This window comes from Metamycoplasma faucium (genome assembly GCF_045160055.1).
GTDB classification, from domain to species: domain Bacteria; phylum Bacillota_I; class Bacilli_A; order Mycoplasmatales; family Metamycoplasmataceae; genus Metamycoplasma; species Metamycoplasma faucium.
The window spans coordinates 186,301-200,277 of sequence record NZ_CP088155.1; the positions used below are offsets into that span (position 1 = coordinate 186,301).

The window sequence follows — 13,977 nt, forward strand, 5'->3', positions numbered from 1 at the left end:
CTAATCTTTTAAACATGTAATGGGACAAACAATAATTTTGTCTTGTCTAATATAAGATTGATTTCCTGCGGTAATTATCATCATAAAACTAGGCTTTGAATATTTCTCTTTATTTGAAATAATTGAAGCTAGTTTTTTTAAATTATTAGCAGCTTTTTCAATTGAATCATTGCTTCCTAATTTTATTTCAATTAATTCCCATTTGCCATTTGGCAATTTTAAAATAGCATCAACTTCAAGGCTGTTATTATCTCTATAATGTAATATTTTTCCATCTAAACTTTCTGCATATATTTTTAAATCTCTAATTACAAGATTTTCAAATAATAAACCAAAAGTATTTAAATCATTAAATAAATCATTTGGATTAGTACTTAATGCACTTGCAGGAATAGGTGGATCAGAAAAATAGTTAACATTAGAATTTCTAATAATAGCTTTTGATCTTAAATTAGGGTTTTAAAGTTTAACTTCATCAATGATAAATAAATCAATTAATTTATTAACTAATTGTCTTATTTTTTCCTCACTTACCTTTATATTTGATATTGATTCAATATCTTTTTTAATAGTATTATTAGAAACCATTGATGAAACATTACGTGCATAAACTTTTATAATTGCTTCAACTAATTTTAAGTCTTTTTCACTTTCAAAAAAATAATTATCTTGCTCATTATTAAAAATTCTTGAAAGAGATATTTGACCCAAAGATTCATTTGATTCAAATAATGAAAGTGTACTCATTTTGATTTTGTTTATTCTTCCTATACTGGAATGGTGAATTTCGGTAGTATCAGGAGTTTTTGAACCTGTTAAAATAAATTGTGCATTTTTATTTCTTTTGTCAACTTCTAATCTAATTAAATCTTAAATTTCAGGTATTTTTTGTCATTCATCAATTAGTATAGGTGTTGCTTTTTCAAGAAAATGACTAGAATTGTTTGATATTTGTAATTTAATTAATTCTAGTGTTTGATTATTTTGTAATTCTATATTAGATTTTGAAAATGTTTTTGCTGTTGTTGATTTTCCACATCATTTAGGCCCTTGAATTCAAATAGCACCAGAAATTTCTAATATTTCTTTAATTTTTTGATCGCAAATTTTTTTAATATATTTATTAAACGTATTCCTATATATAGATAAATTAGAAAATGTAGCAAAAAATATTGAAAAATGTAGAAAATAATCTTTTCAATTTACAGAACAATTTATTTTTGATAAAAATATATAACCTCTTATATGTAAATATTCTTTGTATCTGTATATAATTTATTAATTATGAACATTAATTCTAAAAATAACACTCCTTTAACTAGGGGGGGGGCATAGCAAGAATCCAAATTCCAAAATAATTGTTTGAGCTTTATATGATGATGCATATTCATCATATAAGAAAGCAATAAAGAAACATTATGATGGAATTTTTGAAGTACATTCTATAGGAATTAATGATATAAAATTCAACGAGTCTAAAGACTATTTTTATCATTTAATTGATTTATCTTTAAATAATTTTAATTTAATAAAACAATTGTCTAGTTTACCGAAACCAGACATTATTTTAGCATCACCTCCTTGTGAAAGCTGATCAGGTGCTGATTGCAATGGGAAAATGTTTAGATCAATTGATAAAGAAGGCAATTGAATTGTGAAAAATAGTATCTTTTATGAAAGATATAATGAAACTTGCCATCCAGTTAAACATCGATTTTTTGAACAAAAAGAAAGAGGAAGAATTATTGGTGAATCAACAGTTGGAGCAACTATAATGGTAATTAAACACTTCAAACCAAAAGTATGGATTATTGAAAACCCTAAAACTTCTAAAACGTGAGAATTTCAAGAAAATCATTGGAATTTTATTGGCGAAATGAATGGAACATATTATTCTGCATATGATAATAGTTTTAGTTTAAAACCTACAATTTTCAAATCAAATATTAAATTAAGTTTATTAAAAGACCACGAAAAAGGCAATAGTGATCATATGGCAAAAGGTTCATATTCTAAAAGAAGTTCTATTCCTGATTTATTGATAAAAGATATTATGAAACAAGCATTAAAATCTATTAATTAAAAGGGGAAAAAAATGATACATTATTGAGTGATTGGAACTAATGTAGATTTATATATTAAAGTTATAAAAGATTGAATAAAAAATGATAATTTGATAAATATGATGAAATTAAAAAATGATTATTCAATTAAATTAGAAATTCTTTCCAAGGAACATAAAACACGAGAAGCAACTTTTAATTGCGATGATGATAAAAAAATAATAGTATATAAGCAAATTAGTAATAATTTACTAAATGTGTATAACGAAGCAACGATTATGCAATTTATTAGGCTATTATGTTATTTTGGAATTTTATATAAAGAAAATGATAATAAATATATTTTGTCTAATTCATTTAAAGATTTTTTTATTATAAATAAGCCAGAAGAAGACACTATTGATCAAAAATTAGGTAATTTATTATTAGAAAGTTTTAATAAAAAATTTAAAGAATACTTGGATAAAATTAATGATAGCTTCAATTCTATTAATCAGATGGATATTTTATTATGAAAAGACGGAAATGATGATTATAAAATAACTAGATCTTTTTTGTATCATGTTAATGAATTTAAATCCTTAAATGGAAATGAATTTAGGAATTTATTAGAAATTAAAAAAATATATAAATTTGGAAAAGATGGTAAAGTATATTTTGACAAAATCTTTGACATAATAAATAAATCTAATTTGGAAGAACAAAAGCATCAACTTGAAAAATATATTCAATCTATTATTAATAAAATTTGTGAATTTCACAAATTACCTTTAGAAGTATCAAGTTATATTTCATGCAAAAATAAGGTTGAAAAGATTGTTAATGAACGTTTCAAAGGCGGAAGAAATATTATTTTATATGGTGTCCCTGGTGCTGGCAAATCATGAACTATTAAACATGAATATTGCGATGATGATGAAAGATTGGAAAGGATTATATTTCACCCCGATTATACTTATTCCGATTTTGTAGGACAAATTTTACCAAGAGTGAATGAAGATTCAAGTGTATCTTATGAATTTGCTCCTGGCCCATTTACAAATCTTCTAAAAAAAGCATATTTGAATCCTGAAAAAGAATATTTTTTGATTATTGAAGAAATAAATAGAGGAAATGCTCCAGCTATTTTTGGCGACATATTTCAATTATTAGATAGAAATAAAGATGGTGCTAGTGAATATGAAATAACTAATAATGATGTTGCTAATATTATATATGGTGATAAAAATCACAAAGTTTCTATTCCTTCTAATATGAGCATTCTTTGTACTATGAATACTAGTGATCAAAATGTATTTACTCTTGACACTGCTTTCCAAAGAAGATGACAAATGAGGTTGATTAAAAATGAGTTTATTGATGATGAAAATGAAGCAAATTTTGCTAAAACAAAAATTCTTGATACTGAAGTTACTTGAAAACATTTTCTTACTTCAATCAATGAGATTATTTTATCTAAAAATATCGGAATAACATCATCTGAGGATAAGAGATTAGGTACTCATTTTGTCAATGATGAAGATTTAAAATATTTTGAGAATGATGAAAAACGAAATAGTAGATTCCCTGAAAAAGTTTTGAAATATTTATGAGATGACGTTTTTAAGTTCACTAGAGAAGACGTTTTTGATTTAGATAATACCCGAATGCTTGAAGATGTTATTAAAAAATTTGTTACTTCAAAAAAGAATGATAGATTTAAAGTGTTTAAAGAAAATATTTGCAATACTTTAGTTGAAAAAAAGCAATAAATTCATATGGAGAGATTTTAAATGTCTATTAATTATAAACATTTTAATTTACTAGAACATTGCCATGTAAATACTAATAAGGTTAATGATAGATTTGTTGGTGTAAAAATTGATTCGAATAATCCTTTGATTTATTTTCCTTTGGGTTATGAATTGCCAAAAAGAGAAAATGATCTTAAAAGAGATATAAAAAATCTATTTAATGTTTTAGCAATATTTACCGATAAAACCGATAGAGTCATACATATGGAGGAAGCTACAAAATCTCAACAAGTAGAATTTCCAATTCAGGCTTACTTAAATGTAATTAATTATTATTTTGATCACAATGGTTCTTATTATTCTGAAATAGAAACAACATACAAAATTAATAATAAAGGCAAGATCAATTGAACAAGAACTATTAAGACTCAAACTCCGATGGTTCAAGGAAAATCTATGTTATATTTGAATCCAGTGGTTCGTGTTTCAACCTCAAATTTTAATAGATTAATTACAAAAATTCATAAATATTGTGTTTATGAGAGTTTTAATGCTATAGGTTGACTTTATACAATTAATAAACCAGAACAACCTGATATTTTATTAGATAAAAAATTATTTATTTCTACACTTAATACTAAGTTATCAAATACTAATAATGATAATGATAAAAAATTATTTAGATCTATGATTGCTATCATTAATTTTATAGATGAAAAAACTATCAATAAACAATTTTATTATGGTACTGATAAATTTGAAATAATATGGGAAAAATTGATAGACAATTTTTTTGGAGAAGATAATAAAAAAGATTATTTTCCACATGGATTATGAATAGAAAAAAAATATGGATTGAATAAGGGGAAACTAGTAAGTGCCCTTGAACCTGATAGTATTATGATTTATAATGGAAAATATTATGTACTTGATGCTAAATACTATCCATATGGAGTGTCTCCTGATTCGGGGCCAAAAGCCTTACCTCAATCAAGTGATATTAATAAACAAATAACATATGGCGAATTTGTGAAAAGGAAAAAAGCAAAAAACGCATTGGTATTCAATGCATTTATTATGCCTTTCAATATGTTTGATAATAAATTTAATATTGATAAACCATATGGATTAGTAGCTGAAGCTACGGGAGATTGGATTGATAATCCTAAATCTTATGAATTAATTCAAGGAATTGTTATAGATACAAGATACTTACTTAAAAATTATGTTGGTAATCATGATAATGATAAGAAAAAATTAAGTTTAATTATTGAAAATGGTAGTTATGAATAAATGAATAAAATAGACTCATAATTATCTATGTTATTAGGATGAAAAAACATAACTAAAACAAATTAATTATTCTTAATCAAGAGAAAAATAATTATTTTATATGATGAATTGATTAAAGAATTCGCCTTATTGATTTAGGAAAAATATATTCTTATTAATTATTATATGTAATTTCATGGATCTTAAACCTTGACAAATCGATTTTATTTTGTTTTTCAATTAAATTATCATCTATATAAAGATCAAATCGATCATCATTTCTAGTTTTATAAATCTTGCCGACTTCTTTATTTATTGATAAATCAAAAGTCTTAGCAGGAATAAGCAAAACAAATATTTTCTGCTTAATAGTATTATTTAATATTATTTTAATATCATTATTTAGTGAGTAACTTTTTAATGTTAACCAATATGATTTTTTATTTTCATAAAACTTGCTATAAAATGAGTTTTTATTTAAATCAATTTTTATTTTTGACTTTATATAATTAAAAATTTCTTTTTTATTTCTATTATTAATTTGTTCTATTGGTTTTGATTCAATTAAATTAGTCAAGGAAGTTATTTTTTTGTTTGTATTTATTTTAGAATCAAATACATCAACTCCAATAAAATTAAGAATGAAAAGAGATTCTCTAATATATTCATCTAATTCCGCTTTTCTATAATAATCAATATTTGTTTTATTACCACTTTTTTTATTATCGGAATTTAATTTTTTAACTTCATTCGCATGATTTATCAAAATTCCTTCAATATAGTCAATATCTCCTCTATTTAAAGAATCATTATCAGTTGTGAAAATAAAAACTCTTTCTCATCAATCTTTTCCTAGTAAATGTTGTTTAATTCTTGATTTTAATTCTGAAGCTTGGCCTATATATACTTGTTCTTTGGATATTAAAAGATAAATACCTCAATTTTCACATTCTTTGTATTGTTTGATTAATTTGTTTATATGTTCCCTCGGACTTACTAACATAACCCCTGATAAAGGTCATTTCAATGTAGTAATTCTTAAAATTCCATCCAATGTTCCATCATGTAATATTAATCTTATTGTTGTCAAGTGAGTTTTATTGAAATCAAAATTATTCATAATTAAAAATTATCGCAGAATATAAATAATATTTGTACAATATATTTTATTTGTTTTATTGTTTTAAACATAAAATATTATCAAAACCGATGACAACTTATGAAATATTTAAATACTAATATAGATGATTTAAAAAAGAAATGATACGTTAAAACTATTTCTGATTTTTTCAATTATTGTGCGCACGATAATGATGTTTGAATATAAAGAGTTATTAATGATTTTAGTTATTTTTATAAAGAATATTTTCTTTTTCAAACTATAAGTCAATATATAAATGATGTTGAATCATTGAGAATTTTATTCATTTCAAATGAATTTGAAAGATTAGAAGAAAGGCAATTAAAGAAAGCAAAAAAATTTATCTCTTATGTGATTAGTGTTGATGAATATTGAAATAATATAGTGATTCCAGAATTATTTGATTTAGATGATAAATGAAAAATTGTTGTAGCAAAATTACAAAAAGCAAAAAACTTAAAATCAATTAATGCTTATTTAATTTGAAAATCCTATATTATAATAAATATATAAAGGAGAAAATATGAAACTATCAATTAAAGAAATTATCAAGAGAATTAAGATTCTAGAAGATGAATTAATCGTTCTTAATCAAGAAGAAGACAAAGATAATTATGTTATATATTTAAAAGACGAAAAAATTGAAAAATCAACATATGATTTTGATAAAACTAATAAAAAACGTCAAGAAATTAATCAAGAAATTTTAAAACTTAAAATTATTGTTCAAAAAGCAAACATTAAAACAATAACTAGTTATAAAGGATTAAGTATTTCTGAACTTTTAATTTTATTAGCTCAAAAGTCAGCTTTAATTCAAAGATTTGATTTATTATGTTCTAAAAAACAAAAGGCAAGAAAAACTACCAATGATGGTCAAATTGAATATATTGAATATTTATATGATATTAATAAATTAAAAGATACTAATTTAAAATTAAAACAAGAAATAGCATCAATGCAAGTTGCTATTGATAAAGCTAATATTGAAACATTAATTGAAATATAATAATTATCTTTCCTTAATAATGCTATTTATACTTAAAATTACAATTTAGATTTGTTGTTATTGAAAGTGTTTAATAGTTTTAGTTAGTGCTTATTATTTTATTAATATATTTTTAATGTTTATTGTTTGTGTAAAAATTATTCATAAAATTAAAGCATTATTTAAAAACTTTAAATATGGAAGTAAAAGGTTATATATATTTAGCCACATCTATGGTGTGGTTTTTATTATTCAAAATTTAAATCAGATGGTTTTATTCCATTGTCATTTCGAATTTTTTCAAGAATTGATTTAATCTTATTTAATAATGTTTTACCCTTATCTTTAAATTCTTGTTTAGTTAAATCATATTTTTTTTCTGAATCTTTTGATTTTTCAAATGTTTTAATAATGCTATTAAAATTAGTTTTTCATTCAATATGATCAACATTATCAATAATGTGATCTTTCATCTGATTAAATTCATTTTTAAATGCTTCAATATTTGTATCTTTGTTTTTAATTAATTCTGTGTGTCATAAACCTAACTCATGAATTAAATTAATTATTGCGTGTGAATGGTTATGTGAGTTTTTATCATCTTCTAAATTGACATTGTCTAAATTCTTTGTTAATTTATTAGGATTGAAAATATGTTGATTAATAAATTTTCATATTGATATTAAAGCTGATTGCAATGTTTCGAGCCTAATATCCTTTCCATTTAAACGATCGTCAATTATTTTTAAATATTTAATAAATTCTTTGGACTCTAAAACCAAATTAACGTCTGCAAGCACTGCATCAACATCTTGATAAATTAATTCATATTTATATAAGTATTTACCTAATGGATTTGATTTAGATAAATTTTCAGAATTTGGAAATCATTTGTTCATAAAATCATTAATAACTTTTTTATCTGAATTAATTTTTTGTTCAAATGCTAATCTTTTTAATTTATTTTTTAAGATTGCAACATTTCTAATCAAATTATTTCAAATAACTCTATAGTTTGAATAATTTTTCTTCGTCTCTATAAATAGTTTAGTTAATTCACTATCATATATTTGTTTAATATTTTTGCCTTCATTTGAGATAGGATTAAAATCTAATTTATTAGTTTTAATGTCATTTTGCTCATCTTTTTCTAATTTTTCATAATCTTCATATTTACATGATATTGCAATGGATGAAAAAGGTATTGAAAAAGTTAAAGGAATTATTAATTTATATTTCTTCATATTATTCATCTCCTTTTTCAATTTTGTCAATTGTAAATGTTTTATCAGTAATACTATGATCGAATCCTTTAAAACCATTTCAATAAGCATAAACAGATTGAACTATTTTTTCACCTTTTGATTTAAATTCCATTTCATAATTATTTTTAATATTTTCTCTATCCTCATCTGAATATCTAACAAAATCCATGCGGAAATATACCTTTCCAATTTGGTTTGATTTTAATATAGTAACATCAATTCTTTTGATACCACTATATATATCACCTTCTTTGTTTTCAAGAGCATATGACAATAAATAATTATTTAGATGTGCTGCAAATATTTTCTTTTGAAACGTATCATCTCTTAAAAAATCTGCTTCATAGTTTTGGCGAATATCATTATTTCAATATTTATATTCACTCATTTTTGCATCAATTCTTTCAAGTAATTTATAAAAAGCATTGCTTTCATAAACTTTATTTATGTCTTGGTTAGGAGCTGATATATCATAATTAAAAAAGTCTGCTAAAGTTATTCCTTTTCTAATTTTGTTTAGTTTTTCTTTGTAATTATAAAAATCTTGTGAATTTAAATTATCTAGTTTGTTATTTAATATTTGTCCTTTAAGTCTATGACCATGGTCGTCAAAATTTGAACTTATTCAAGAATAATCTTGATAAGTTCCATTTTTCTTATATACCCTTACAATTGCTTTAAATAATTGATTGGTTCCTAAATAAGAAGTATATTTAAAATCTATTATTTGATACCTTATGTCTTCGTGTTTTTTATATTCCGGAACTTTTATATTAAAATCAAAGAAATTTTTATTATTTTCTTTTGAATATAAAAAACTTTTAAATAGATACATTAACCCTTTAGAATTTCAAAATTCAAAATCGGTTGCTCCTTTTATAAATTCATTTATGTTATCAACAACATTTAAATAGTTTTTACCATCTATTTCTAATAAAGGGTTTTGAATATATTCATTAAATAATGGAAGTTTTTCTTTAATGCCGTCTTTTCCGACTCCAAATTTTTGTCCTATATCATATCTACGAAAACCATTTAAGTAGTATTCAATATCTTTTTTATCTTTAGGTAATAATTCTTTATTATTAAAATCAATTATGCTTTCGATTTTGAATTTTACATATGATGTAAAACCACTAAAGGAATTAATTTGTTCTTTAATTCAATTTATTTTAATATCTTTTATACCTAAATTAAACTTATTAAGGTATAAAAGTAAAAATGCTTTAAATAATTTTCTTTGCGTTTCATCTTTTAATCAGGAAAGAGATTGTATATATTGAGTTTCAAACAAATTATCTTTTAATATTGATTTACCATTAGCATTAATCATTCGCTTTGAGTTCATAAAACTATAATCAAGATAAATATCATTTATTAATCTAAAAAGAATAGTTTGTAAATCAGCAAAATAAGGATCACCATTTCGGTTGTAATCTTTACCCGTTTTGTTAGTTAAATTTAAAAATCAATTATCATTAAAACCATTAGCATTATCAATTTCATCAAATGTGTATTGATTAAGAAAATCTTTAATATTAGATTTTTCATTACTTTCATTGATGTTATATGTATTAAATTGATTTAAACTTTGCTTTCAATATTTTTTATATGGAAAATCTGGACTATATTTTGCACTTTTGTTTTTATGAGTTAAAACAAAATTTTTACCATCAAATTTTGCTTCATCATAATATGTCTTAACACCGTTTTTGTAAAAATAAAATATTTTAAAACTATTGTGCAAAGAAGCTATTTGATTTGGTGTTAACAATTTTAAATAGTTTCTTGATATTTTTTTAATGTCAAGATATGTATCTTTTTTTATAGTACAACTAGTTAAAAAAGGCGGTAAAGATCCACCTATTAATATAGGAGATACAAATAAAATAGAACTACAGAATACTTTTTTTAGCATATTTTTTCACCTTTTTTACAATTTAAATTATAATAGAATTATAAAAAATATGTATTAATACGTATTTTATTCAGTTTAATAACTAAATATATTAGAAAAAGGTAACTAAGAATGTTTTTAACAATTAAAAATTTTAATGGAAATTTAGAGTTAACTATATTAGTAAACTTACTAATATATATTTTAATTCTATTATCTATTCCATTAATTTTTATGGGAATTATTTCTCTTTTTAAAGTAAAGGTTACTAGCAAAAAATCAATTTATTTATATGCATTTTCAACTGGTATGTTTTTAATGATTGGAGCAGCTGGTTTTATTAAAGAGGGATATGTTTTGCTAGAACAATGATTTCATGATTCTTCAACAACGGGTGGATTAAAATATACAGGAGGTAAACCTGCAATTGAACAATCTTATATAGCTTTAATTGTTGGTTTAAGTGCTTTTATTGGTTTAGGAATTGTAATTTTAGGTAGGTTTTTATTAACTAGAAAATCTAAAGAATTACATAAAGATCATGAAGAACATGACCATTCTGAACATTTTGTTTCTTTTAGCGATATTGATAATCCAAAAGAAGCATGAACAGCAATATTAATGTTATTAAGCCATAGATTAATTGATGGATTAGTTTTAGGGTTATCAGTTTATCAGCTAACAACAAATGGAGTTAATAAAGCAAATCTAGCTTTAATAATAACTTTTAATATTCATTTATTGTTAGAAGTTGTTATTGTTTATTATCGTCAAATTCAATATGGTGAAAAGAAATCTAAAGCAATTTTATTTAACTTTATAACCCTTATATTAATTATTCCTATAATGTTTTTAGGCGCATTTATTGGTAAATTTTTAAGTAAGGTTGGGTGATTAATTCCTTCACTTGAAATATTAGGTGGATCAATAATAGTGTTTATGGCTATTGTTGAGCTTGTTCCAGAATTTATTCATTATAGAAACGAAAACAAAAAAGTAATTTATACAACTTTAATAATATTTGCATTATCGATCATTCTAACATTAATTTTATTAAGTTTTCACACTCATAATCAAGTTCAAGGAATTGGAGGAGAATTAATTTCGTCAGGCTTATTAAGGAGAACAAAATGAAAAAGTATTTAACTTTATTTTTTGGTTCGCCAATGTTATTTAGTTCATTATTGCCTCTTGCTTGTTCTAATGATTACAATAAATTGCATGATAATTTTGTTTATCAAAAAAACTTTGCAAATCCTTCTAAAAACTTTTCATATGCATATTCAAATTCAAACAATGACGTTTTAAAAGAAATAAATTTAGCTACAGGGGCAAAATTATTTAGAATAGGTTCACAAAATCAACCTAAAATTGATTTTAGAGATAATATAACAACAAAACCCACTGAATTATGATATCAATTTGAACATTGCTCGTCTATAACTATAAAAAATAGTAAACATCCTGAAGGAATTACGTATTCTAAAGATACAATAATGAAAACAATATATAAAGAAACTTTAGATTCAGAAAAAAAACCAAATTTCTTTTATCCTAAAAAAGATAAAGGGAATGGATTCTATAAACCATATTTATTTGTTCCGTCAAATAATAAAGAATCCATTAATCATGAATCATTTTTTGAAAATTTAAAATCAGCCACTTCTGTAAGTTTAAATTTTAATGAAAATAATTATGTTAATTATTGAGTGGATACTAAAGGAAAGGAAACTCCATATAAAATAACTGGAAATGACTTTAGACTTGGACTGCTTAGATCTTTTTTAAAAAATAAAATTTATAGAAATAATTTTATTTTAAATAAAAACATAAATAGTGAAAAAGAAAAAAAAGAATATATCAAAAATAAAGATAATCCATATTTTAATGGTGAAGATATTCAAAATTTTTTTGATTTATATAACATTCAAACTGAAGGACTTTTTAATTTTAATAAAGAAAATGATTCAATAACATTTAACTCAAAAGATAATAAAGAAAATGATTTTACAGAGTTTTTTAGAAATTTATTTTTATATTCAAACATTATGGATGGAATGCCTTATCAATATTTAACAAAGAAATATAATTTAGACAAGATAGATTGATTTTACGAATATGGTAAAACACATGATTCAATGCTATATTGTTCATATTATTATGTTGCTAAAAATACAAGCAATGAAACACGTTTATTTAGAAATACAAACTATATAAAAAATAATAGTGAATGACAAAATACAAAACATTTAAATGAAGTGGTTTATAAATATAATTCAATTCCTATTTCTAAAGAAGCATATGCTTTGCAAATGTATAATGCATTTAAACAAAATATTGTTTCATCATTGGACGTTTCTGATTTAAATTCAGATCAAAAGCAATACATACTTTCAAACTATGATAAATTTAATCTTAATTTTATTCGTAAATTTGAAAAATATAAATCTCATAATAACATTATTCATAATTATTTCCCTTCTTCAAATTCATACTATTTTAATAATAATTTTTCTAAATTATATTATGGAAATCCAACCTCAATTCTTTCATATGAATATAACCAAAAAGCAAAAGACTATTATTCTAAAAAATCTCTTATTTTTAAGACATTATTGAATAATGTCATTAACCCACAAGCCATTACAAATTTATTAAATTCAGAAAATGAAACTTGAATGTCACAAGCACCTTCTGATTTAAATATTAATAGTAAAAACAAAAAAAATACTAATTATGAAATTATAAAAGATGCTCAAGCTAATTTAAGCAATCAAACAATTTTAGGCATAGATGAAAATGAGTTCTTATATAAATTTAATAATTCAAGTCAGTATGATAATAAATTAAAATTTAATTTTAATTTTATTAATTTATACGAAAGCTTAAAGTCATACGACTTTGAAGAAATTAAATTACGAATTAAAAAAATTATTGATGAATTCTATTTAAAAAATGAAAATTCTGATGATTTTATTGAATGAGATATTCCAATTGAAGCATTTAATTTATCCGAAGATGTAAAAAATAAATTAAGGCTAATTGAAAAAATATATTCTGAATTACATCCAAAACTTAAACCTAGATTAGTTTTTGTCGATAATTATGAAACTTATGAGCAATATTTTTTAAAAAATAAATCTATATATAAAGAAAATAAGTTTACTTTATTTGAGAGCAATACAACAAGCTTTATAATTAAAATGCTTCAAACGGATAATTATAGATATCTATCATATATTATTAATATGTTAAAAAATGTTAAAAAAGATAATGCTTTTAGTTATTTAAGTAGGATGATTAATTCATTAGATTCTGATATTAAAAAAGAGTTGCTAGATTTACAATTTAACAGTGTTCTTTCAAATGACATAAAAAATAAAGTTAACAAAGTTTTTGTTGAATATCTTAAAAATCAAAATACTCAAGATGTTGTTAATATAATTAGAGAAATTAATAATATATTTTCATATACAATTTCAACAAAAAATAATGTTTCATTATATAGTTTCAATAAAATAGCATATCAAAAATTTATAACAAAACCAATTAGTTATGACGGATTAAGTTATTTACAAGATATTTATCTTGATTAATATTAATAATAGGGGGAGTGCG

Annotated in this window: 13 protein-coding genes; 8 read left to right on the top strand and 5 right to left on the bottom strand. The window is 22.5% G+C overall.

Annotated elements, in window-relative coordinates; all coding sequences use genetic code 4:
• Together LQ356_RS00815 and LQ356_RS00820 are read right to left on the bottom strand one after the other, a co-directional pair.
• Complete coding sequence (locus tag LQ356_RS00815) at window positions 1-450, bottom strand: DUF4143 domain-containing protein (RefSeq protein WP_405312185.1); 450 nt, start codon at window positions 448-450, stop codon at window positions 1-3.
• Window positions 451-459: 9 nt separating this feature from the next.
• Window positions 460-747 carry a hypothetical protein gene (locus LQ356_RS00820; RefSeq protein WP_405311859.1) on the bottom strand — a complete coding sequence of 96 codons (288 nt, stop codon included), beginning with the start codon at window positions 745-747 and terminating at the stop codon, window positions 460-462.
• Window positions 748-940: 193 nt separating this feature from the next.
• Here LQ356_RS00820 and LQ356_RS00825 point away from each other — a divergent pair, with 193 nt between their 5' ends.
• From LQ356_RS00825 to LQ356_RS00840, 4 genes are all read left to right on the top strand, one after another.
• Complete coding sequence (locus tag LQ356_RS00825; RefSeq protein ID WP_405311861.1) at window positions 941-1,192, top strand: hypothetical protein; 252 nt, start codon at window positions 941-943, stop codon at window positions 1,190-1,192.
• Window positions 1,193-1,537: 345 nt separating this feature from the next.
• Window positions 1,538-2,083, top strand: coding sequence for a cytosine methyltransferase (locus LQ356_RS00830; RefSeq protein WP_405311863.1), 546 nt, complete (start codon window positions 1,538-1,540; stop codon window positions 2,081-2,083).
• A gap of 12 nt (window positions 2,084-2,095) precedes the next feature.
• Window positions 2,096-3,814: an McrB family protein gene (locus tag LQ356_RS00835; protein ID WP_405311865.1), complete on the top strand. Its 1,719-nt coding sequence runs from the start codon at window positions 2,096-2,098 to the stop codon at window positions 3,812-3,814.
• A gap of 21 nt (window positions 3,815-3,835) precedes the next feature.
• Complete coding sequence (locus tag LQ356_RS00840) at window positions 3,836-5,089, top strand: LlaJI family restriction endonuclease (protein WP_405311867.1); 1,254 nt, start codon at window positions 3,836-3,838, stop codon at window positions 5,087-5,089.
• Between the two features lie 154 nt (window positions 5,090-5,243).
• Here the strand turns inward: LQ356_RS00840 and LQ356_RS00845 are convergent, their stop codons facing one another.
• Window positions 5,244-6,188 (bottom strand): GIY-YIG nuclease family protein, encoded by a 945-nt coding sequence (locus LQ356_RS00845; RefSeq protein WP_405311869.1) that lies wholly within the window; start codon window positions 6,186-6,188, stop codon window positions 5,244-5,246.
• Between the two features lie 291 nt (window positions 6,189-6,479).
• Here LQ356_RS00845 and LQ356_RS00850 point away from each other — a divergent pair, with 291 nt between their 5' ends.
• Together LQ356_RS00850 and LQ356_RS00855 are read left to right on the top strand one after the other, a co-directional pair.
• Window positions 6,480-6,722, top strand: a complete 243-nt coding sequence (locus LQ356_RS00850; protein WP_405311871.1) for a hypothetical protein — start codon at window positions 6,480-6,482, stop codon at window positions 6,720-6,722.
• Window positions 6,723-6,732: 10 nt separating this feature from the next.
• Window positions 6,733-7,218: a hypothetical protein gene (locus tag LQ356_RS00855; protein ID WP_405311873.1), complete on the top strand. Its 486-nt coding sequence runs from the start codon at window positions 6,733-6,735 to the stop codon at window positions 7,216-7,218.
• Window positions 7,219-7,445: 227 nt separating this feature from the next.
• On the opposite strand, the gene LQ356_RS00860 is transcribed toward LQ356_RS00855, so the two are convergent.
• Together LQ356_RS00860 and LQ356_RS00865 are read right to left on the bottom strand one after the other, a co-directional pair.
• Window positions 7,446-8,441, bottom strand: a complete 996-nt coding sequence (locus LQ356_RS00860) for an HxHSH motif-containing lipoprotein (protein ID WP_405311875.1) — start codon at window positions 8,439-8,441, stop codon at window positions 7,446-7,448.
• 1 nt (window position 8,442) lies between these two features.
• On the bottom strand, window positions 8,443-10,380 hold the full coding sequence (locus LQ356_RS00865; RefSeq protein WP_405311877.1) for an MAG3240 family lipoprotein: 1,938 nt from the start codon (window positions 10,378-10,380) through the stop codon (window positions 8,443-8,445).
• Window positions 10,381-10,491: 111 nt separating this feature from the next.
• Here LQ356_RS00865 and LQ356_RS00870 point away from each other — a divergent pair, with 111 nt between their 5' ends.
• Window positions 10,492-11,505: a hypothetical protein gene (locus LQ356_RS00870; protein WP_405311879.1), complete on the top strand. Its 1,014-nt coding sequence runs from the start codon at window positions 10,492-10,494 to the stop codon at window positions 11,503-11,505.
• Window positions 11,490-13,955 carry an OppA family ABC transporter substrate-binding lipoprotein gene (locus LQ356_RS00875; protein WP_405311881.1) on the top strand — a complete coding sequence of 822 codons (2,466 nt, stop codon included), beginning with the start codon at window positions 11,490-11,492 and terminating at the stop codon, window positions 13,953-13,955. Before LQ356_RS00870 ends, LQ356_RS00875 begins: the two co-directional genes overlap by 16 nt.
• The last annotated feature ends 22 nt before the right edge of the window (window positions 13,956-13,977 follow it).